The sequence below is a fragment of the Oceanimonas baumannii genome (assembly GCF_002245495.1).
Lineage (GTDB): Bacteria > Pseudomonadota > Gammaproteobacteria > Enterobacterales > Aeromonadaceae > Oceanimonas > Oceanimonas baumannii.
Genome location: NZ_NQJF01000014.1, coordinates 25261 through 47685 on the forward strand (window position 1 = coordinate 25261; position 22425 = coordinate 47685).

The 22425-nt window shown below is 57.6% G+C and carries 17 protein-coding genes and 1 pseudogene; 7 read left to right on the plus strand and 11 right to left on the minus strand.

Annotated elements, in window-relative coordinates; genetic code table 11:
• Window positions 1-4: 4 nt before the first annotated feature.
• From siaA to glyA, 6 genes are all read right to left on the minus strand, one after another.
• Entirely contained in the window at window positions 5-2002 is a 1998-nt protein-coding gene (gene siaA, locus B6S09_RS15290) for a biofilm regulation protein phosphatase SiaA (protein WP_094279367.1), read from the minus strand.
• Between the two features lie 152 nt (window positions 2003-2154).
• Window positions 2155-3264, minus strand: coding sequence for a bifunctional 3,4-dihydroxy-2-butanone-4-phosphate synthase/GTP cyclohydrolase II (ribBA, locus tag B6S09_RS15295; RefSeq protein WP_094279368.1), 1110 nt, complete (start codon window positions 3262-3264; stop codon window positions 2155-2157).
• 30 nt (window positions 3265-3294) lie between these two features.
• Window positions 3295-3948 (minus strand): riboflavin synthase, encoded by a 654-nt coding sequence (locus B6S09_RS15300; RefSeq protein WP_094279369.1) that lies wholly within the window; start codon window positions 3946-3948, stop codon window positions 3295-3297.
• Complete coding sequence (gene ribD / locus B6S09_RS15305) at window positions 3948-5063, minus strand: bifunctional diaminohydroxyphosphoribosylaminopyrimidine deaminase/5-amino-6-(5-phosphoribosylamino)uracil reductase RibD (RefSeq protein WP_094279370.1); 1116 nt, start codon at window positions 5061-5063, stop codon at window positions 3948-3950. The genes B6S09_RS15300 and ribD overlap by 1 nt, the downstream gene beginning before the upstream one ends.
• Window positions 5064-5513 (minus strand): transcriptional regulator NrdR, encoded by a 450-nt coding sequence (nrdR, locus tag B6S09_RS15310; RefSeq protein WP_094279371.1) that lies wholly within the window; start codon window positions 5511-5513, stop codon window positions 5064-5066.
• A 234-nt stretch (window positions 5514-5747) separates the two neighbouring features.
• The gene (gene glyA, locus B6S09_RS15315; protein ID WP_094279372.1) at window positions 5748-7001 is read right to left on the minus strand and encodes a serine hydroxymethyltransferase; all 1254 of its coding nucleotides are present in this window, start codon (window positions 6999-7001) and stop codon (window positions 5748-5750) included.
• Between the two features lie 246 nt (window positions 7002-7247).
• Here glyA and B6S09_RS15320 point away from each other — a divergent pair, with 246 nt between their 5' ends.
• From B6S09_RS15320 to B6S09_RS15340, 5 genes are read left to right on the plus strand one after another with little or no spacing between them, the layout of a single operon-like run.
• Entirely contained in the window at window positions 7248-7868 is a 621-nt protein-coding gene (locus B6S09_RS15320) for a molecular chaperone TorD family protein (RefSeq protein ID WP_094279373.1), read from the plus strand.
• A gap of 8 nt (window positions 7869-7876) precedes the next feature.
• Window positions 7877-8215 carry a DUF2956 domain-containing protein gene (locus tag B6S09_RS15325; RefSeq protein ID WP_094279374.1) on the plus strand — a complete coding sequence of 113 codons (339 nt, stop codon included), beginning with the start codon at window positions 7877-7879 and terminating at the stop codon, window positions 8213-8215.
• Between the two features lie 19 nt (window positions 8216-8234).
• Entirely contained in the window at window positions 8235-9203 is a 969-nt protein-coding gene (locus B6S09_RS15330; protein WP_094279375.1) for an amidoligase family protein, read from the plus strand.
• The gene (locus tag B6S09_RS15335) at window positions 9191-9880 is read left to right on the plus strand and encodes a gamma-glutamyl-gamma-aminobutyrate hydrolase family protein (protein ID WP_094279376.1); all 690 of its coding nucleotides are present in this window, start codon (window positions 9191-9193) and stop codon (window positions 9878-9880) included. The genes B6S09_RS15330 and B6S09_RS15335 overlap by 13 nt, the downstream gene beginning before the upstream one ends.
• Entirely contained in the window at window positions 9873-10304 is a 432-nt protein-coding gene (locus B6S09_RS15340; RefSeq protein ID WP_094279377.1) for a YqaA family protein, read from the plus strand. Before B6S09_RS15335 ends, B6S09_RS15340 begins: the two co-directional genes overlap by 8 nt.
• Before the next feature lie 3 nt (window positions 10305-10307).
• On the opposite strand, the pseudogene B6S09_RS18670 reads toward B6S09_RS15340, so the two are convergent.
• The 5 genes and pseudogenes from B6S09_RS18670 to B6S09_RS15365 all read right to left on the minus strand — a co-directional run bounded on the left by B6S09_RS18670 (window position 10308) and on the right by B6S09_RS15365 (window position 19581).
• A pseudogene (locus B6S09_RS18670) lies at window positions 10308-11426 on the minus strand (toxic anion resistance protein).
• On the minus strand, window positions 11365-12075 hold the full coding sequence (locus B6S09_RS15350; protein WP_094279378.1) for a phospholipase D-like domain-containing protein: 711 nt from the start codon (window positions 12073-12075) through the stop codon (window positions 11365-11367). The pseudogene B6S09_RS18670 and the gene B6S09_RS15350 overlap by 62 nt, the downstream one beginning before the upstream one ends.
• The gene (locus B6S09_RS15355; protein ID WP_094279379.1) at window positions 12072-16979 is read right to left on the minus strand and encodes a DNA repair ATPase; all 4908 of its coding nucleotides are present in this window, start codon (window positions 16977-16979) and stop codon (window positions 12072-12074) included. The genes B6S09_RS15350 and B6S09_RS15355 overlap by 4 nt, the downstream gene beginning before the upstream one ends.
• A 65-nt stretch (window positions 16980-17044) precedes the next feature.
• On the minus strand, window positions 17045-18784 hold the full coding sequence (locus B6S09_RS15360) for a flotillin family protein (protein WP_094279380.1): 1740 nt from the start codon (window positions 18782-18784) through the stop codon (window positions 17045-17047).
• Window positions 18785-18981: 197 nt separating this feature from the next.
• Window positions 18982-19581 carry a hypothetical protein gene (locus B6S09_RS15365; RefSeq protein ID WP_094279381.1) on the minus strand — a complete coding sequence of 200 codons (600 nt, stop codon included), beginning with the start codon at window positions 19579-19581 and terminating at the stop codon, window positions 18982-18984.
• A gap of 191 nt (window positions 19582-19772) precedes the next feature.
• On the opposite strand from B6S09_RS15365, the gene B6S09_RS15370 reads away from it, so the two are divergent.
• On the plus strand, window positions 19773-21563 hold the full coding sequence (locus B6S09_RS15370; protein ID WP_094279441.1) for a putative nucleotidyltransferase substrate binding domain-containing protein: 1791 nt from the start codon (window positions 19773-19775) through the stop codon (window positions 21561-21563).
• 123 nt (window positions 21564-21686) lie between these two features.
• Window positions 21687-22304 carry a 3'-5' exonuclease gene (locus B6S09_RS15375; RefSeq protein ID WP_094279382.1) on the plus strand — a complete coding sequence of 206 codons (618 nt, stop codon included), beginning with the start codon at window positions 21687-21689 and terminating at the stop codon, window positions 22302-22304.
• Window positions 22305-22425 lie beyond the last annotated feature (121 nt).

Consider the following 22425-nt stretch of genomic DNA (forward strand, 5'->3'; position numbering starts at 1 on the left):
TTCCTTATAGATGGGTTTCCATACGAAATGCCAGCAGGGTGATATCATCCCGCTGGGCATGATTGCCCCGGTATTCATCCAGCGCCTGTCTCAGCAGCTCAGCCTGTTCACTCAGTGGCAGCTGAGCATGACTGCGCAGTAACTCCCGGAAACGGCTATTGCCAAGGCCAAAGCCTTTGCTGCCACCGGCTTGATCCAGATAGCCGTCTGTGGTCAGGTAATATACCTGATCATGCTGCACTGGCAGCGTGACATTTTCAAACTGTCCCGGGCGCCGGTCCAGCAAGCTGCGCCGTCCTCCCCTGCACTCTTCTACCACATCACCATCGCTGGCATACAGTGACATTTTGGCGCCGGAAAACACCAGGCTGCCGGCCGAGGGATCCACGTAAACAAGACCCGCATCCATGGTTGTGGCCATTCCCCGGGGCAGCTCAGTATCCTGCAGCATCCCCCTCAGTGTATGATCCGCCAGCTGCAGAATGTCCGCGGGAGACTGTATTCCGTGCTCACGTATGGCATGATCAAGTGCAGCCCGGCCCAGCATGGTCATCAGCGCTCCGGCGACACCATGACCGGCACAGTCGACCACCCCGACCAGGAAGCTTCCCTGATCACCTGGCTGAAACAGATAGAAGTCTCCGCCCACCACATCCCGCGGCTGCCATAACACGAAATGATGCTCTCCCAGCATTCGGGTAAGCTGGCGATCGGGCAGAATGGCCTTTTGAATCAGGCTTGCGTAGTCAATCGAGTCGTTGATTTGCTGGTGGGCCAGACGCATTTGCTGGTTGGCCTTTTCCAGATCCTCAGTGCGGCTTTGTACTTTTTGCTCCAGCTCTTCGGTATGATGACGCACCTTCCCCGCCATCACGGCAAACGCCCTGCTTAAATCGCCGATTTCATCACTGGATGGTGCTGGCAACGACACTTCGTAACTGCCATTGGCAATGGCACTGGCCGACCCCTGCAGCCTGCGCAAAGGAGTCAGCACCACCCGGTCTACTCCATAAACCAGCCCCAGCAACAGAATGGCCAGGATCAAAACCAGCCCCAGCAAGGCCGCATTAAACAAGCCCGGCTCAATCACCTGAGCCAGCCCCATATCCATGGCGGTCGTCAGATACCAATCGAGCTCGGGAATATAACTGACCGCCAGCAGCTGGCGCTTGCCTTCCAGCTCCACCCAGGCCATGGCCACTTTATCGGGAGCCCCCCTGGCGCTGCCGAGCAGGTCAGACAAGGTTTCATCATCCTGCGCTGAGTCCAGCATATCAAACAGGGTCACTCCGTCGCTGCTGATGCCGGCCGCCGAACCAAACGAGATAAGCTCAGTATCGGCATGGGCCTGAAACCGCCCTTCTCCATCCAGGATCATGGGCACAACCCCCTTTTTCTCAACGGCAATAAAGTCGTTAATAAAATCGGTCAGCTCCAGGCCCGTCCCCGCCATGCCAAGGGGCTTGCCATCCTGCTCTACCCGCACGTTAATCCATACCCGGGTGACTCCCAGCGTCTGGTCATGGTTGATGTTAATGCTTAATGGTGCGGGTGCAGACAGCAGATTAAAAAACCACTGATCGGCTTGCTTGTCAGGTTGCAGGCGATATTTGGGTAAGGCACCGAACGGTACCTTGGGTGCACGATAGTAATAGTTCAGAGAGTCGGCACTGACCAGAAACCAGGAGCCGCTGCTGAATTCCCGGGCAAAGCCCTCGGCCTCGCGCACAAACAGTTTCTGATGATTGCCGGTAGCAAGCCACTCCCGGGTCAGCACAGAATTAGCAAAGCGCTGCGCCAGCGCTAGCTCACGGGTGAGCGGCACCAGCACCTGCTGACGGTTAAGCCGGGTAAAGTTTTCTGCATAAGCACGGCCGAAATGCTCCTGAATACCACTCAGCAGCTGCCAGCCGATGCCCGTTGCCGGAATAAAGGCCAGCACGCATGCCAGCAGCAGCGCAAAAATAGATTTTGCCCGAAGCCCCTTTCCCCATATAGCCATGCCTGCGCTTACCTGCTTGATGAAGTCGATCCAATGAGGCCGGTATTGTTGACCTTTTTTCAGACAAACTCAATCCAAAGGCACATTTTGAATGTGTATAAAGCAGAGCAACAGCATGCCGGCGGGCCGGACGGCCCGCCGTAAGGAAAGACTTACTCGGTGACGTATTCAACCACTTCCAGGCCAAACCCGGACAGCGCGTGATACCGCTTGGGAGAGCTGAGCAAACGCATTTTACCTACCCCCAGCGCACGCAGAATCTGCGAACCAACACCGACCCGGCGGGAACTTCCCTGCCGCTTGGCGGCTTCCGGGCGCTCGCCCTTGTCGGCGGCTTCAAACATACGCACCACAGACAGCAAGTGATCCGGGGTTTCTTCCTTACCGAGGATCACCAGCACACCGCCTTCGTCGGCAATGCGTGCCATGGACTTGTCCAGGGGCCAGGTACGAGCAGCATGGCGGTCGGTCATCAGTACATCAGTCAGCATGTCATGAATATGTACCCGCACCAGCGCCGGCTGATCCGCCTTAATGTCTCCCTTACGCAAGGCAAAGTGCACCTGATTGTCGATGGTGTCCCGGAAGGTCACCAGCTCAAACTCGCCGTGTTCGGTGGGCAGTTTGCAACGGGCTACCTGCTCGATGGTCGTTTCGTTCTCATTACGGTATTCAATGAGATCGGCAATGGTGCCCAGCTTGATATCATGCTGTTCAGCAAACTTTTCCAGATCAGGACGGCGGGCCATGGTGCCGTCTTCGTTAAGAATTTCCACGATGACCGCTGCCGGCTCCACACCAGCCAGCCGTGCCAGATCGCAACCAGCCTCGGTATGACCAGCACGGGTCAAGACACCGCCATTCTGTGCCTTGAGCGGAAAAATATGCCCCGGCTGAACCAGATCGGCCGGCTTGGCATCCTTGGCTACAGCAGCCTGTACCGTACGGGCCCGGTCGGCAGCAGAAATACCCGTGGTCACCCCTTCAGCGGCCTCAATGGACACGGTAAAGGCAGTGGAGAACTGTTCGGTATTGCGGCTCACCATCTGGGGAATGTCAAGCTGACGGCAGCGGGACTCGGTCAGCGTCAGGCAAATCAGCCCCCGGCCATATTTGGCCATAAAATTAATGTCTTCCGGACGCACATGCTCGGCGGCAATGATCAAGTCGCCTTCGTTCTCGCGGTCTTCGTCATCCATCAGAATGACCATTTTGCCCTGACGAATATCGTCAATGATTTCCTGGGTACTGCTTAAAGCCATGATGTTCCCCTTGGTTAATTCGGTTAGCCGCTACTTCACAAAACCACTGGCGGCCAGGGTCGCCAGGGTCAGCCCGCCAGACATATCCGGCTTGTCTGCACTCAGCAGACGCTCCAGATAGCGGGCAATCAAATCGACTTCCAGGTTAACGCTGCGGCCAACCTGCCAGTCATTCAGCGTGGTGTTATTCAATGTATGAGGCACCAGCGTCAATTTAAAGGCCGCCCCCTGCACTGTATTCACGGTAAGACTGATGCCGTCCACGGTAATGGAGCCTTTTTCAGCAATATAACGGGAAAGCGCTGCCGGTGCTTCGATCCACAGCTCAATGGCAAAACCGGCCTTGGCTTTCTTGGTGATATGACCCACACCGTCCACATGGCCCGATACCAGGTGACCACCCAGCCGGGTAGTGGGCAGCAGCGCTTTTTCCAGGTTAACAGCCTGCCCGCTGCGATAATCCGCAAAACCGGTGCGGTTGAGTGTTTCAACCGAGACATCGGCACAGTAATAATCCTTGCCCAGTTCCGTCACGGTCAGACACACGCCGTTGGTGGCGATGGAATCACCGAGGGCAACGTCGGATAAATCCAGTGCCGGACAGTGGATACGGATCACCGAGGAGGCACCTTTTCGCTCGATGGCGGCCAGGGTGCCGGTGGCTTCAACAATACCGGTAAACATCAGTCAGTTACTCTTGCAGTCAGTTTGAGATCGTCACCTACCCGGCGGCAGTCCTGCCAGGTCAGTCTTGGAGGCTGACTCATGGTGGTAAACTCCGGCAATGCCAGCAAGCCTCTGCCCGGGCTCCCCATCAGCATGGGTGCCTGGTAAAGCACCAGTTCGTTAACCAGTCCGGCAGAGAACAAGGCCCCACCAAGGGTGGCCCCCGCCTCTACCCAGAGGTGATTCAGCTGTCGCCGGCCCAGCTCGTCGAGCAGCAAGGTCAGGTCCAGCTTGCCGTTGTGGCTGAGGGGCAGCACACATTCTTCCACTTCATCGTCAAAGCCGCCGCTTACCTTGCCACGCAGCAGCAGCACCGGGCCAGGCTGGGCAAATAACCTAAGGCCAGCATGCAGGCGATTTTGGGTATCAATGACAATACGCAGGGGCTGGCGTAACTTGGCTTCAGCATAGTGCTGACGCACCGACGCCGGCAGCTCGGACCAGCGCACATTCAGGGAAGCATTATCCATCAAGACGGTGTCAGCACCGGAAAGAATCGCACAACTATGAGCGCGGTGGCGCTGTACATCCCTCCGGGCGGCCGGGCCGGTAATCCACTTGCTTTCGCCGTTGGCCAACGCAGTCCGCCCGTCCAGACTGGCGGCCAGTTTGACGGTGACAAAAGGGCGGCCGGTACGCATGCGGTGCAGAAAGCCCACATTAACCGCTTCGGCGGCCTCGGTCATCAGGCCGGCTTCTGCCTCAATACCGGCCTCACGCAGCATGGCCAGGCCCCGGCCGGCCACCTGCGGGTTGGGATCCACCATGGCAGCCACCACCCGCGCCACACCGGCATCGATCAGCCCCCGGGCACAGGGCGGGGTACGGCCATGGTGCGAACAGGGCTCCAGCGTGACATAGGCCGTGCCCCCGCGGGCACGCTCACCGGCTTCCCGCAGGGCGAACACTTCGGCGTGGGGGCCACCGGCACGCTGATGAAATCCTTCACCGACCAGCCGGTCGTTGTTAACGACAACGCAGCCAACGGCCGGATTAGGGCTGGTAGTTAAGCGGCCACGACGGGCCAATTCAAGCGCTCTGGCCATCCAGCGCGCGTCTTCGGTTGTGAACACTTATTGCTCCAGGCGGGCTATCTCTTCGCCAAACTGACGCAGATCCTCAAAACAACGATAAACAGAGGCAAAACGAATGTAGGCCACCTTATCGAGTTGCTTAAGCTCATCCATGACCAGGTTGCCTACCAGCTCGGATTTAACTTCCCGCTCACCGGTCGCCCGCAGCCGCGACTTGATACGGCTCACCGACTGTTCAATGGCTTCGGTACTGACCGGACGCTTCTCCAGGGCCCGCTGCATACCGGCTTCCAGCTTGTCTTCGTTAAAAGGTTCCCGGATACCGCTGGTTTTAATAATGCGCGGCATCACCAGCTCGGCAGTTTCAAAGGTGGTAAAACGTTCCTTGCAGGCATTGCACTCCCGCCGCCGGCGTACCTGCAGGCCATCGCCCACCAGACGGGAGTCGATCACCTTGGTTTCGGTAGCATTACAAAAGGGGCAGTGCATAAAGCCTCCACAGGGCCTATTAACCGGCTGTTAGTGTAAAGAAGCGGGGGATGTTTTAAAAGCGGGGACTGGGGATTTGGGAATAGGGACTGGATAGCGCTGTCTTTAGGCCCGGGTTTATCCTGGCAAAAGTACCCATATGCAGCACGGCTTACCCCAATAAACCGGGGCCTACAAACAAAAAAGGGACCGGAGCACCAGTCTCCAGTCCCTTTTAACCCATCCCGTTAACGCTTACGCGTAAACCGGGTGGCGGCGACAGATGTCCAGCACCTGCTCTTTCACGCTGGCGATGGTATTGTCGTCGTTGATGTTGCTCAGCACATCACAGATCCAGCCGGCCAGCTGGCGCACGTCGTCTTCCTTGAAGCCTCGGCGGGTCACCGCCGGGGTACCGATACGGATTCCGGAGGTCACAAACGGAGAGCGCGGATCGTTAGGTACGGCGTTCTTGTTCACAGTGATGAAGGCGCGGCCCAGGGCGGCGTCGGCTTCCTTACCGGTGATATCCTTGTCGATCAGGTCCAGCAGGAACAGGTGGTTGTGAGTGCCACCGGATACCACTTTAAAGCCACGCTTCTGGAACTCATCGGCCATAGCCTGGGCGTTTTTAACCACCTGAACCTGGTATTCCTTAAACTCGGGCTCCAGCGCTTCTTTGAAGGCAACGGCCTTGCCGGCAATCACGTGCATCAGCGGGCCACCCTGACCACCGGGGAATACCGCGGAGTTCAGTTTCTTTTCCAGCTCTTCGTTATTGGCAGCAGACAGAATGATACCGCCACGGGGACCGGCCAGAGTCTTGTGGGTGGTGGAAGTCACTACGTGAGCATGAGGCAGCGGGTTGGGGTATACACCGGCGGCGATCAGACCTGCCACGTGGGCCATGTCAACCATGAACCAGGCACCTACCTTGTCGGCGATTTCGCGCATGCGGGCCCAGTCCACGATACCGGAGAAGGCGGAGAAGCCGCCGATGATCATCTTGGGCTTGTGCTCAACAGCCAGACGCTCCATTTCCTCATAGTCGATCACACCCTGATCGTTAATGCCGTAAGGCACTATGTTGTACAGGCGGCCGGAAAAGTTGGCGGGAGAGCCATGAGTCAGGTGACCACCGTGGGCCAGGTTCATGCCCATCACGGTATCACCGGGCTTGACCAGAGCCAGGAAGACGGCAGAGTTGGCCTGAGAGCCGGAGTGCGGCTGCACGTTGGCCCAGGTAGCGCCAAACAGCTCTTTAACACGTTCAATGGCCAGCTCTTCAACCACGTCGACGTATTCACAACCACCATAAAAACGCTTGCTCGGGTACCCTTCGGCGTATTTGTTGGTCAGCTGAGAACCCTGCGCCTGCATCACCCGCGGGCTGGTGTAGTTCTCGGAAGCAATCAGCTCAATGTGCTCTTCCTGACGCACAGTTTCATCGCTGATAGCCTGCCACAGCTGGGGATCATAGTCGGCGATATTCATCTCACGCTTTAACATCCGTTTCTCCTGACTCATGGGGGATTGTCACTGAAAGTCAGAGTGTACCTCCAAGCGGCTGCCCGGCCTAGTCCTGAAACCCGGCTTAACACGTTTTTTTTACCTTTACGTTGAAAAATTCACAAAAAGTTTAACACGCATTAACAAACATGGGGTTAATCCGGATATGAAGTTGGTCGTTAAACCCGATAGAATGTTAATTCGATTTACCGCCCGCCAAGGGCCGCAGATAAGTGAAAGGGGATTATGCAAGCGTTCAGAGTTACTTCCCAGCGCCGGGCCGAACTGTATCACTGGTTTACCGCCCTGTTTGCCGCCCCCCTGAGCGAAGACGATCTTAACGAGTTCGGCGGTTATGACATGCATCGCTTTCTCGACAGCCTGGCCACCCTGGATCCGCTGACCGAATCAACCGAGGCGTTTCGCCGGGAAGCAGAAAAAGCATTGCAGCAACCGGCCCCACAGCAACACCTCGCCCACGATTATCAGACATTAACTACTTCTCCTGCTCTGCTTAACACGCTCCACCTCAGTGAGGCCACTCAGGATAACTTACTGCTGATGAGCATGTTGCTGACACAACACGGCACCTGTCTTGCCGACGACGATCCGCTGCATGTCTGCAATCAGCTGGAAATGATGGGTACCCTGGCCATGGCCTCCGCCAGTGCCGGGGACGATGCACAACGTGCGCTGCTGATCGATCAACAGCGGGAGCTGGCCAACACCTTGCTGATCGACTGGCTGCCGGTGTTCAGCGTGCGCTGCAGGGAACGTGATACTAACGGCTTTTATGCCGCGGCGGCCCAACTGCTGCTGGCCGTATTTATGATGGATTTGCACTATCTCAATAATGTGGCGGAATAAGCTGACTGATGCGTTACAACAAACATAAAAAGCCCGCTGCTTCCCCGGAAACCCAGGCCGAAGCCGAGCAGGTGGCCAAGGCGACTCAACGCCCGGGGCAGACCAAGGAGCAGACCAGGCTGATAGCTCAGGGCATTCAGAAAGGCATAGAAGAATACAAGAAGCAGCAAAAAGCCAAAGCCCGTGCGGCCGACAAAGCCCGCCGGCAACAACAGCGCCAGCAAGCTGCCGACGCCGGCGAACCCGATACGCTGCCGCCACCGGTAATCCGGCACAGCCCGCTGCCCTGGTTATTACTGGGCATAAGCTGGGCCGGTTTTTTTCTATATTGGTGGATCACCCGCTAATCGCTGCAAAGGAGCTCTGATGCCACTGGCCATGCCCCCGCAACTGCATACGACCCAAGGTAATGAACGCCGGCTGGGCGTGGAACTGGAGTTCAGCGGTATCACGCTGGAGCAACTGGTGGCACTGGTGAGCAACACCCTTGAAGGCCATAGCCGGCCGGTGTCGGACTATGAAGTAGACATACTGACGGCAGATGGCCGCTTTCGTGCCGAACTTGACTTCGATTACCTCAAGCAGCTGGCCCGGGAGCAAAAGCAGCGCCCTCCCGGCGAGCTGGAGCAAGCCGTCACTGACCTGCTGGGCAGTGTCGCGCTTCAGCTGGTGCCCCTGGAGCTGGTATGCCCGCCCTTGCCACTATCGCGGCTGGACCGGCTCAATCACCTTTTTAACCGGCTCAGAGAGCAAGGGGCGCTGGGCACCCGCCACGCCCTGCATTACGCCTTTGGTCTTCACCTGAATCCCGAGCTTCCCGACACCGGCATTGACACCCTGTTGTGCTATTTCCGCGCTTATCTGTGCCTGCATGACTGGCTGGAAGCGCACGAAGATATTGTAGCTGCCCGCAAGATTTCCCCTTATATCCGCGCGTTTCCCAAAGACTATATCAAGCAGGTACTGGCACCGGACTACCGGCCGGACATAGCACAATTTACCCTCGACTACCTGGCCTGGAATCCCACCCGCAACCGTGCCATGGATTTGTTGCCGCTGCTGGCCTGGCACGATGAAGAAAAAGTGCAGGCAGCAGTGCACGACAGCAAGGTAAACAAGCGCCCCACCCTGCACTATCGGCTGCCCAACTCCGATATTGATAATCCACTGTGGTCACTGCAGCACGCCTGGGACGGCTGGCTGCAGGTAGAATGGCTGGCCGGCGATCAACAGCAGTTAGGCCGGGTATGCCAGGCTTACCTCGCTCATCTGGAACAGCTGACGCCGGACTTTATCGATCCCTGGAGCCTCAAGGTGCGCTCATGGCTGCGTTAATTGGCGTCACCGGCCCCAACAGCCGCCTGCCGCTGGCCTGGTGGGCCACCCGCCTGTCACTGTGGCTGGCCGGCGGCCACGGCATCAGGCTGACTCCGGCCAATATGCACCGGCACAAACGAGAGCGGTTACAGGGGCTGATTATCGGCGGCGGTGATGACATAGACGCCGCCCTCTACGGTGCCGATACCGGCCGTGCACCGGCAGATCCGGAGCGGGACGCCTTTGAAATTGAACTGATTGAGCACGCCCTCAATACCAATCTTCCGCTGCTCGGTATTTGCCGGGGCGCGCAGCTGATCAACGTGGTACTGGGCGGCTCACTGCATGCCGACATTCGCCCCCTGCGCCAGCACACCTCCAACCGGCGCACCCCCTTGCCACGCAAAACCGCCGTCGGTTGTGGTGCTGGCCGCCTTGAGCGCATTATGCAGCAACCACGATGGCGTATTAACAGCCTGCATCATCAGGCCGTCGATCGGATAGGCACCGGCCTGGCGGTGGTTGCAGAAGATCTCGACGGTTTTGTGCAGGCCATTGAAATGACATCAAACCACTATTTACTGGGAGTGCAGTGGCACCCGGAATATCTGCCCTATCTGGCGTGCCAGCGCCGGCTGTTTCAGAACCTGGTGCACGCCGCCGCCCACAGCAGCCCCGAAGCCCTCTATGATTGATTATTTACTGGTTTTTGGCAGCAGCCTGCTGGCCGCTACCATAGCGCCCTTTTATTCGGAAGTGGTGCTGGCGGCAGTGCTTACCCGCCAGCCCGATGCAGCCCTGCTGCTGTGGCTGATGGCCAGTGTAGGCAACACCCTTGGCTCGGTGGTGAACTGGTGGCTGGGCAAATATTTGCTGCACTACCGCCATAAACGCTGGTTTCCGGTCAGTGACAAACAACTGGACCGGGCCCAGCGCTGGTTTCAGCGTTTTGGCGTCTGGTCACTGCTGCTGGCCTGGGCACCGGTTGGCGGCGATGCCCTGACCTTTATTGCCGGCATTATGCGGGTGAGGCTGGCCCTGTTTACCCTGCTGGTGTTTATTGGCAAGGCGTTGCGCTATGCCGTTGTGCTCTGGTTTGCCGACACCCTGCTGCTGTAGCGGTTACAGCGTCTGGCGCAGCGCCTGTTTCAGCTCTTCCTCGGCCCGGCCAATTTCCCGCTCAGCTTCGGCACGCTGACGGCGACCTTCCCGGTAATGTTCCAGTGTACTGTTCAGGGTGTCGATAGTAATGCGGTTCACCTCTTTCAGTGACTCCAGATCCAGCACACCGCGCTGATAGTTGCCGGCGATATCCAGCTCCAGCTGCTGCAACTTTTCGGCGTTACGTACATATTGCTGGTTGGTGTAGTCCTTGACCGCCCGGGTGACCTTGAGCGCCTTTTCCTTTTCAAAGTTGGAAATGGCGATCAGGAACTGCCGCTTCCATAACGGAATCGTGTTGTGGCAGATATCCTGAATATCTTCCATCAGCATTTTGTTACCTTCCTAGGACAGCCGGATTTGCGGTGCCGTCTGCAGCGCCGCCAGCCGCACTCCGCCCAGATTGGCCAGGCGTTTCTCCAGCCGGCCCAGGGCCTGCTGCAGATCCCGCAGCGCCTGCGCATCTACCGGATCATTGCTGGCCTCGGCCTTGCTCTGCAGCGCTGGCACCGCCTGCAGCTGCAGCTCGGCCAGCTTGAGCCGGCCCGCTTCAATATACAGGTCCAGCTGTTGCAACAAGGCCAGGTTTTCATCATAAAGACCGTCGAGCCGTTCAATATCGGTGGCCAGCTGATGTTCATGGGCACGCAACTGTCCTTCCAGACCGTCGAGCCTGTCCTTGACCGACTCAAAGCCCTTCACAAAATTGCCAAAGGTCTGAAACAGCTCACCAATCAGCGGCAGCCGGCTTAAAAATCCGTCGGGGCGGATCTTGTCCAGCTCACAGCCTTTCATTTCGCTGATCATGGCATCGAGAATTTGCCCGGCCTCGCCGCTGTCCCGGCTGCGGATGTTTTCCAGCACCCGGTCGGAAAAGGCGGTAATGCGCTCCATCGCCTCCTTGCCAAAGGTAATGGTGGCCACCGAATCCAGCGGATCAAAAGCCTCGGCGATGGCCCGCACCTGCTGTTGCTCCGGCCCGGGTTGCTCCGGTTCGGCGGGCGTGGGTATTACGGCTTCATTGGGCATGAAAAACTCCTTTCCGGTGCTGCTGCCACAAACGATTGAACTCGCCCACATAGGCCGAGACCAGACTGTCGTTGTCGGTCAGCATCAGGTTTTCCTGGTTATATTCACTGGCGCTGCGGGTCCAGTTAAAGCTGCCGTTCAGCAGCCATTTACGGTCGAACAGCGCAAACTTGTGGTGCATATGATAGGGGCTGGTGTCGAGCAGCACATTGACTCCCTTGCGACTGAGGTAGTCTACGTCACTGCCCCTGTCGTTGGCCTTGTCCTGATCGCTCAGCACGCGCACCCCCACGCCCTTGTTATGGGCCGCCAGCACCGCCTGAGTCAGGCGATCATCAGACAGAGTAAACACGCAGATATCAATGTACGAACGGGCCTGCTCAATCAGCCCGATAATGGCTTCCAGGCAGTCACGGCCCGGTGAAAACCAGGCTCCGGAAGCCACCGGCTGCACCTGCATACGCGCCCGGTCCAGGGTCTGGATCACCCGCTCCAGCCAGATCACCACATCGGTCTCGAGCTGGCCGTCCCGGGAACGTTCCCGGGCCAGCTCAAAGGCCTTATTACGGGCAAAGGACAACAGCTCCGGCTGCATCACCAGATCATCAAACAGCTTGCCCAGATCCCGGCGCTCCTCCTTGGACAGGCGGCCGTCGGTCAGAGTCAAACGCAGCTGCATTTCCAGCTCTTGTTGAGTCATGATGTTTTTTCTTCCGCTGTGTCGGCACCGGTGGCCTGCATCATGGACCAGGCCAGATTGCGCAGGTGGCTGCCGATATATTTCATTTCATCGGCTATGATGCCGACCTTGTCTTCGGGCTGATGCTGCTGGCAGTAACGCTCACAAATGGCCGCCCAGCGCTGCTTTTGCTCCGGTGTCTGGATGCCGCGCAGCTCCGCAAGCTTGAGCAAGTTTTCTTCGGTGCCCTGGGTCAGGGTCTGCGCCTCGCCCAGATAATGGTCATCAATCAGCCGCTCCAGCTCCTGGTCGGTCATGACCGACACCACCTTTTCCGCCATCTTGTTCATATTGCGGTACGAGCCCTGCAGCTTGAATGGCGGCTCGGTGCGGTAATCATCCGCCGAGGCGGCAGAAGCGATGTATTGCTGGTTCACCTTCAGCACAACTTGCTGCACCCGCAGCAGACGCCTGAGCACACCGGTGATCTCCCGGGCTTCCTGAGCCGAGTAATTATGCTCCAGCTCGCTGAGGGCAATTTCCTCGCCCCGGGCCATGGCCACCAGCTGATAGAGATCGTTAAGGTTTCGGCTGGCCAGAGGGGCCAGCACCGGATTGGACGAGAGCGCGTTTTCCACATAGGACAGCTCAAAGGCCGCACGCTGATCCGACAGCATGTCCCCCAGGTTATAAATGTCGGCGCGGTTGGCCAGCATGTCGGGTACCCGGAATACTTCACCGGACTCGGTGTAGGGGTTACCCGCCATCACCAGCGCAAAGCGTTTGCCTTTCATGTCGTAGGTTTTAGGCTGGCCGCGCCAGACTCCGTCAACCCGCCGGGTGCCGTCACTGAGAGAGATAAACTTCTGCAGAAACTCCGGATGGGTATGCTGAATATCATCCAGATACAGCAGCACGTTGGAGCCCATTTCCAGCCCCAGGTTCAGCTTTTCTACTTCCCGGGCGGCGGTGGCATTGGGGGCATCCGCCGGATCCAGCGACACCACTTCATGACCGAGCGACGGGCAGTTGATCTTCATGAATACCATGCCCAGCTTGCCGGCAATGTATTCCACCAGTGTGGTTTTGCCGTAACCAGGTGGCGAGATCAGCATCAGCAGGCCCATCTGATCCGAGCGGCGGGCCGCTCCCATGGCCCCCAGCTGCTTGGCAAAATTATCTCCCACCAGGCCGAGATAAGACTCGCTGATCAGCTTGTTGCGCACAAAGCCGGTGAGCGGCCGGGCCTGAAACTGCTCCGGACTCAGCTCGGCGCGGGCAGCCTCCAGCACAGCGGCGCGACGGGCCTGAAACGCCTCAAAAGCCGGCACAACCCGCTGCTGATGAAACTCGCCCCGGGTTAAAAAATCATCCAGGCTGAGCGCCAGTCCGCCGTCCTGCAGCCTTGCATGCTCCGCCAGCAGGCCGGAAACCGTGACCGTCAGGGAGAAGTCCAGGGTACGCAGGGTAAGCGCGCTGTTGTCCTTGAGGCAGGCCAGTGCCGCCGCTTCCGTGACAAAGTCTTCGCTGCGGTTATGCTGGCGGCAAAAGGCCCGCACCCACAGCTCGTGCTCGGCCAGCTCGGCGGCAGCGGCCCCCGGCTCGGCGCACCAGCCCAGATCCCGGCGAAACGCCAGATAGTCACAGGCCAGTTCATCGGCGTCCCGGCTTACCTGAATGGCGTTGTCACTGGCGAGCTGACGCAGCAGATAATCTGCCGCTTGGGGGCTGTTGTCGTCTGCCGTCAGTAAACCATCCGCCTGCAGTGTACCGGCCAGTTGCTGTTTCAGTTGTTCATACAGGGCCGGTTGCCCCAGATGCTGCTGCAGCTGCAGCGCATCACGCCCCCGGCGCTGCCAGTGCCGGCGCTGTTCATCGGTCTGTGCCGCCAGCCACAACAGGCCCGCTGCCCGGGCCCGCTGACCAAAACGCAGCAGCCCCGCTTCCCGGTACAGTGGCCAAAGCGCCGTGATAATGCGTACCGCATCCTGATCATGTATGCCTTTGACATAGCCGTCGCGATAGCGGCTGGCGGCAAAGTGCTGCACCAGCCCGGACAATGTTTTTTCTTTCAGGGCCGTATCCAGCGCCTCGGGGGACAAATCGCCCTCGCGCCGCTCGGCACTGCGCAGCAGGCAATAAGCCAGATATTCGGAGCGGCTCAGCTGGTCGCTTTCCGAGGGCAGGGTCAGCTCACCAAATTTGCTCAGGGCATCCAGCTCGCCGTCTGCCACCGGCTGATAAAAATCGGTACCGGTCAGATGCAGCATCAGTCGGCCCTGGCGCTGCACCAGAGTGAGTGCCGTTTCCTGATTGTTGACCGCAAAGCGATGGCGACCCAGTTTAAGGACATTACCGCCCTGCTCAAAAATGTCCTGGTTGTCGCGCAGCGTGCTCATGGCCTGTTCTTTCAGGGTTTTCAGCCGGCCGCGCACAGACTCGGCGCGCATATCACCGCCCAGCTGCTCCATTTGGGTAGCCAGCTGGGCCAACTTATGCACCATGGCATCAGCGGCAAAATAACCATTCAGCTCTTCCAGGGTGTCAAACCGGCGCACCCGCTTGTCGATGCTGGCAAAGGTGATGTCGGCAGCCTGGGCCAGGTTATCGAGCCGTTTCTGCCGCGCCGCCAGCAATTGCTGCTTGCGCGACTCCAGACTGGACTGAATTTCATCCCGCTTGCCATAAATATCCGCCAGAAACTGATCAAACTCGGCAAACCGGCTTTCCAGCTTTTCCACCATGCTCATCAGCCGGGCCAGCTGCTCGTCGCAGCGCTCGGGGGTATCTGCCTGCCCAAGTGCAGAAGTGACCGCCTGCGTCAGCAGCTTGAGCTGAGCGTCAAACTCGGCTTCCGCCTCGCCCTGACGCAATTGCTGGTGGCGCTGGCGCAGCCGCGCCAGACAGGCGTTCAACCGGGCCACCACTTCGGTGGTCAACTCAAGAATGCGGGTAGACTGAATGGCGTCCTGCGTTTCTATCTCCGCCACTTCTTCGTTAATCAGCCCCAGGGCGGCATTGATCTCGTCGGCCTGCTCCCGCAGCCAGTCCAACTCATGGGTGGTTTCACAGCCAGGCAGCGCCTGCTCCAGCTCGTCAATCCGGCGCAAAAAGGGCGCATAGGCCTGCTCCTGCTGCAGCAGATCAAGCAGCCGCAGGTTGAGTTTTTCCCGGCCCTGTTCCAGCTGCTGCTCCAGCTCCTCAAGCCGGTCTTCATCGATATAGCGGCCGCCCCGCAGGCTGATCACCCGGCCCAACTGTTGCTTGATGCCCGCCAACAGCTGGATCATCTGGCTGGCGTCGTCGTCCGGGCACAGCTTGATGCGCCCCAGCAGACTTTGCTGCTCGCTTGCCAGACTTTCAATGGCTTCATCGTTTTGCTGGCGCAGCAGCTGCACCTTGGCAAACTCGTCCACTATCTGCTCGGCGGTGCCGGTAATTTCCCGCACCAGCCCTCCCAGCCGGCCGGCCTCTTCGTCATCCAGCCAGTGGTAGTTGTCCAGAGTGCGGCCGCAGAAGGTCACCATGATTTCATACAGAGAGCGGGTCACTTCCTGGGTGCGGCAATAGGACACTATGCTGTTGATCTCGGCAATGCCCCGCACCAGCTCGGCGTTGCCGATATTGACGAAAAACGGATGCTGCTGCTGATGCTGCCCCGCTTCATAATTTTCCAGGGTCATGAAGGGGGTCTGCCAGATCCGCAGCGGGTGCAGCTTGCTGGCCTCGGCGTTGTCGCTCAGCCGGAACATCAGCATGCGGCCGTTGTTATACAGGCTGTAACCGTGGTTGTAATCAGGCGGCGTTACCCGCTTTTCAATCAGGTTATAGCTGTAGTGCAGATAGGCCCCCTGCACCGGATCAAAGAAAATAAACAGCGCATCTTCGCCGTTGGGTGCCTGCTGGCGGTGAAAGTAACGCATGTTACGCCAGTCTTCATCAAACAGCCGGGCGTCGCCGTCGGCCAGCAGATAACCGTTGGCAAACAACAGACCGTGATCTTCCGGCAGCAGCTTGCAGCTCACGCCAATGGCATCGGCCCGCACCACTTTTTCGGTAAGCCGGTTATAGGCCAGATAGCGGAATTCCTTTTCCCGGTTGGGACGCACCTTGAGCACAATAAAGCCGGCGGCCTCGGCGTAGTGCACTTCGGCATCGGTCAGTGTCTGGTGGCTGTCTTCCACCGGCTCGCTGAACACCTGCCGGCCTTCCGGCGTGTTGTTTTCAATACGAATGCTGAGGCTGCCGTTCAGGCAGTCCACCGACAGCTGATCCCGAATCATCAGGTGAGGATGGTCACCCTGCACCTGATGATCACGCCCGGCCAGCCGCCATTCCAGATCCTGCTGGCGGGCATCACTCAAAGGCTCGTGGCCGAGATCGTCAATATATTCCACCCGGCCGTCGGCATGCAGCTGCCAGCGGTATACCTTGCGGTCTTCCAGCCGGGAGCCGATCTGAAAGGCCACATACAGCCAGCTGTCGCGCCGGCTTACCTGAATAAGACGGGTGTCTTTGTAGTAGGTGAACAGCTCGTTGAAGGAGTGGCGAAAGCGCGGGTCATCAAGAAAAGTGCCTTCCAGCGGCAGGGCTTCCACCCGGAACTGAGCATCGTTTTCCACCAGGCGGTACAGCCCCAGTACCTCTTCCACCGAGGGCACCGACTTGAGCCCCACATACACCCGGTAACCAAACAGCAAAACGCCGTTGATCTGCGCCATGTCGATGGGCAGACAACGGTGTTCAGTATGCACATTAACCTTGCCCAGCAGCTCCCGGGCACTGGCACCAAAAGCCTGCTGGCGAGCCAGGTTAAAGCGCTCTGCCGCCGTGGCCAGGGACCGGCCCTGTTCCGCCAGCCGGTTTTTCAGGATCTCGTAGGAGCCTTCTCCGGCCACGGCCTGATTAAGTTGATTTTGTTCCATGAAAGATTAATTCCGAAGCAGGTGAACGAACAGGGGGCCGCCGGCGCGGCCCCCTTCCTTGGGGATTAGTCCCGGTTGGCGTCACCTGTCACCAGCTGCTGCAGTTTTTCCTGCAGATTGCCGTTACCGTTGAGGTTGGTCAGCAGCTTGGCCAGCGCCAGATTACTGACCGAGCCGGTATCAATCTGGGAGTTTTCCAGTACGGCACGAATGTCATCCGACAGGCTGCGGCCTTCTTCGGTATATTCGCGCACCAGCGGCTTGAGCACCTCGCTGGTACCAATGCGGGTGTCGAGCATGGCGCTGTTCATCACAGTGCGGCGCAGCTCTTCCATGCCCTGACCGCCAAACAGCTTGATGTCAGCCGCCGACAGTGCCGTGGCCAGCGCCTTGGCGCTGTCCACCGACATGGATTTCTGAGCATCAATGCGGGCAATTTCCAGATCTTTCTTCTGCTGCAGCTCCAGCACCCACTTGTCGTGCTCGCGGGTTTGATCGTCAAACTTCTTGGCCGCCTCAAAGCGGGCCGTCTGGGCTTCGGCTTCCGCCAGCCCCTTGGCACGCAACGCCTGCGCTTCGGCATCGCCCTTGGCCTGATGACTCTGAGCTTCAGCCAGCCCCAGAGAAGATACCGCTGCGGCTTCGGCTTCACCGGTTTCACGAATGGCCTGAGCCCGCTCGCGATCCACTTCCACCTGGGCCAGACCTTCGGCACTGATCTCTTCACGCAGAGCATGGGCCATGCGCTCTTTGGCTTCGGCACGTTTGGTGTCGCGGATCAGCTCGGCTTCCGCTTCACGGGTCTTCACATGCAGCTCGTTTTCCGCCTCACGGGTACGGATCTTGATCTGGGCTTCACTTTCCAGAGTCTGTTTCTCTACCCATTCCGCGGCCGCCTGCTTCTCGGCGCGGGCTAGGGCTACAGTGCGAATACCTTCGGCTTCAGCACCGGCTTCCGCTTCAGTCAGTTTCACTTTCTTGTCGCGTTCTACCTGCTGAAAGGCCCGCAGGTTGGCAGTTTCTTCTTCTTCCCGGGCAATCTTGCGCTCAATTTCCACCCGCTGGGAGCGGGTTTCCACCACGGCCTTGCGGGATTCTTCCAGGGCCGCTTCCTTCTCCATGGTTTGCTGGGCAATTTCCCGTTCGGTACGTACCCGTTCGGTTTCCTTGGCGCGGTTCACTTCTTCCTGCTGAATGGCCACCTGGCGCTCGTTGCTGCTGCGGGTCAGCTCTACTTCCATCTGCATGGATTCCTGGCGCTTGGCCACGTTTTCTTCCGTTTGCAGACGGGCCAGCTCTTTCTGGCTGATGTATTCCTGACGCTTTTCTTCAGCCAGGGCTTCTTCCTGGGCGCGAATAATTTCAATCTCGCGTTTCACCCGGGCCTGGTTTTCCTGCTCCTGCTTGTCGAGCTGGGCACGGTTGTTTTCCGCTTCAACGTCTTTTTGCCTCATCAAGGTCTGTTCGTCCTGACGAATAGCATTGGTTTCAATATTTTTACTGGAGGTAATGGCGGCAATTTTGCGAATGCCTTCCACATCCAGAATGTTTTGCGGATCATGGGCATCGAAACTGGTCTGATCTACCTTGTCGATGACAACGTCATAAATCTTGAAGCCGTCCATTTCCGAGCCGATAACACCCACTACCGCATCGCGAAATTCACGCCGGTTGGTCAGCAGCTCTTCAAACTCAAACTGTTTTACCGCCGTTTTCAGGGCTTCGGAAAATTTGGGCTGGAAGTGCTCTTTCAGCCGGTCCAGCTGAGAGCCTCCCTGAGTGGTGAACAGCTTGGCCACCCGCACTATGTCTTCTTCTTCGTGATTGACACCAATATAAAAGTCGACTTTCAGGTCAGCTCGAATATTGTCTTTACAGTGCAGCCCTTCATATTCTTCGCCTTCCTGATCTTTACGGCCGCTGCGCGCCGACGAAATAGTACAGGGTGCTGACCATGAATGTGCTCCTGATTATTTTTATTGGTGTTTTAAATACTCCGGCATTATTGCCGGGTGATGAAATGACGCCGGGTGGCATCATTAAAGTTGAGAATACGGACTTCGTCGCCGTAACGCAGCTCTTCGCTGGCGTCACAGTAAACATCAATCTGATTTTCTATTCCGTCGCGGGTAACCACTACTTCGCCAAAACTCTCGTTCACACTGCCGGTACGAACCCTGCCGGTCATACCAATATAATTCACCCTGGCATATATGCGGTTACTGTCAAACAGCGGGGCCAGTGGACGTAACACCCAGGAAGCAAGGTAAAGACTAATGTAGCAGGAGGGAAAAATGGCCACAGTACCGGCGCTGTAGAAGAGTACACCGGTCAACAAAGGACTGACGATAAAGGAAAAAGCCAGCAACATGGCGGTGGCAAAAAAGAATATGACGGGCAGGCTGATCATCAGCGGCACCCGGGTAATGCCAATGGGCAGCAGCAGTTTGAGACCAGGCACCTCAGCCTCCGCATCCATGTCCGGAAAAATCTCACCAAAAAAGCCGGTAAGCACCGACAGCAGAAGCAGTATAAAAAGAATAAAAAAAGGTACCGCCGTCATAATAACGGGAAAGGCAAAAATCATTTGCCATACGTCCATGATAATTTCTCGTTTTTATGCCCGCTGTGCGAGCCCGTGCTGATTATTAGTTTTTTGGACATAAAATGCCGGCGACCAAATTAGCAAAGCCTCGTAACAGCGTCAAACATGTCATGTCACTTACCACACCAAAACAAGCTGGCATAAATGCTGACAAGGCTTAATACTCAGCAAAGCGCATGGAGGCCTTTATGCAGGATAAGTTTAACTTTGAACAACCCCCTTTCAATACCCTGACCAGCGAGCAGCGACAGGATCTGCTCGAGCGGATTGATATTGCCTACTTTTCCCGTGGAGAAAGCATTCTTGCACCCGGCCAGCTGATAGACAGCCTGCACATTATTCTGAAGGGCGTGGTGGAAGAGCGGCATAAAGAACGCAGCGAGGTACTGGCGCAATACACCACCGATGACTTGTTTGATATTCGCGGTCAGTTCGACGGCGACTGCCGCCACGACTATGTAGCTCTGGAAGAAACCCTGTGTTTTGTGCTTCCCACCCAGGCCTTTCTTACCCTGATGACCGAAAATCCCGATTTTGCCGCCTGGTTTCAACACGATCTCAAGGGCCGGCAGCAAACCGCCGCGCCGCGCAAAAACCTGTCGGAATTTATTTTAACCCGCATCGACAACGGTAATATCCAGCCAGCCATGGTGATTGACGGCCAGACCTCGATTTTTCAGGCGACTCAGCTGCTGAAAACCCATCACCTGGAATCGTTGATCGTGGCTCACGACGGCAGCTTTGGCATGCTTACCGGCACCGATTTGCTGTATGGGGCGGTACTCGACGCCCTGCCCGCCGGAGAGCCGGTGCACGTACTGGCCAGTTTTAATCTGGTGTCGGTACAAAAAGGGGACTTTTTATTTAACGCCCTGATGCTGATGGTGCAGAAAAAAATTGAGCGTGTGGCGGTAAAAGAAGGCGAACAACTGGCAGGCATTCTCGAAATGACCCAGTTGCTCAGCCAGTTTTCCACCCACTCCCATGTGCTGGGACTACGCATTTTACGGGCTGACAACATCGAAGAGCTGGCCGATGCCGCCGCTACCCTGGGCATGCTGGTGGAAAACCTGCACAACAATGGCGTGCGCCTGCCTTTTATCATGAAGCTGCTGGCCAGCCTCAACAGCCAGCTGATGCGCAAAGCCTTTGAGTTTGCCTTTCCGCACGGGCTTCACGACCGGCTGGCACTCATGGTACTGGGCAGCGAGGGCCGCAGCGAACAGGTGCTGAAAACCGATCAGGACAACGCCCTGATACTTGACAACGATCTGTCTCCCGCAGAAGTTATGCCTTATGCCGAACTGTTCAGTCACTACCTTGAGCAGCTCGGCTACCCGCCCTGCCCGGGTAAGGTGATGGTCAACAACCCCGACTGGGTAAAACCTCTGGACGACTGGCAGAACAACCTGAGCGGCTGGGTAAGCCGCAACACCCCGGAAAGCCATATGCAGCTGGCCATTGTGGCGGATCCGCACTTTATTGCCGGCCGGGAATCGCTGGTAAGGCGCTTTCAGAAGCATTTACTGACGGCAGTAACAGGCCGGGAGCTGCTGCTGAGCGAGTTCGCCGCTCAGGCACTGCGATTTCATACTCCCCTCACTTTCTTCGGGGACATTAAACAATCCGGCAAGGGGCTCGACATCAAACGCGGCGGTATTTTTCCGGTGGTGCAGGGAGTGCGGGCCCTGGCCCTGGAGCAAGGCGTAACCGAAACCAACACTCTGGAACGCATTCGCCGGCTGACGGATTTACGCATTTTTGAGCCCGAGCAGGCCGATAACCTGAGCGAGGCGCTGATTTTGTTCTGGCAATTACGGCTGGAGCAGCAACTTGCCCGGGGCGGTGACGGCATGAGTCAGCTGCTTGCCCCTGCAGCCCTGCCCCGTCATCAGCGGGACTTACTGCGCCATGCCCTGCATGTAGTGAAGAAATTCAAGCAGAAGCTGGAAGTCCACTTTCAGATAAGGAGTTTGTAGAGTGCCATCATTCCGGCCCCGAGCCGGAATCCATTCTGCAGATAATGGTGCAAACCGCCCTGGACTCCCGCTTTCGCGGGAGTGACGAGGCAGCAGACGCCACCGCATAAAACGGAGTAAAAAATGCTGCCACTGAAACGCCTGTGGCTGGCGCGTAAATTTGCCGACAGCCCCTGGAACCATCTGTTTGAGCCCTACCAGGGCGACGACATTATTGCTATCGACACCGAAACCACCGGACTGGATCCACGCCGGGCCGATGTGCTTACTATTGCCGCCATCCCCGTGCGCGACCGTCGGGTACTGACCAGCCAGCGGCTGGAGCTGACCCTTCAGCCCAGCCCAAGACTCACCGGTGAGAGTATTTGTATTCACGGACTGCGCCATCAGGATCTGCGTCGGGGGCTGCCCCCGAAAGAAGCACTGGAACGCTTGCTGGGGTTTATTCAGAACCGGCCACTGCTGGGCTACCATGTTCGTTTTGACATCGCTATTTTAAGCCGTCTTGTCCGTGCAGAGTTTGGCTTTGACCTGCCCAACCGGCATATTGAACTGGCACACCTTTACCGCAGCCGACAACTCAGAAAAAATCCCGAAATTGAGCCCCACCTGGGCTTTGAACAGATGGCTGGCGAGCTGAATATTCCCCTGCTGGCACGCCATACCGCCTTCGGCGATGCGCTGACCACAGCGCTGATGTATCTTGCCCTTACGCCCGTTCAATCTTTAAACAATCGTTAAAAAATGTGAGCCAAATGGGGATGGAATGCCGCTTTCAAGACCGTATACTGAACGGTGTACAAGGCATATTACATCTGGCTGAGCCAACACCGGCTAGCCGAAAGTCTAATTGAGCGTAACG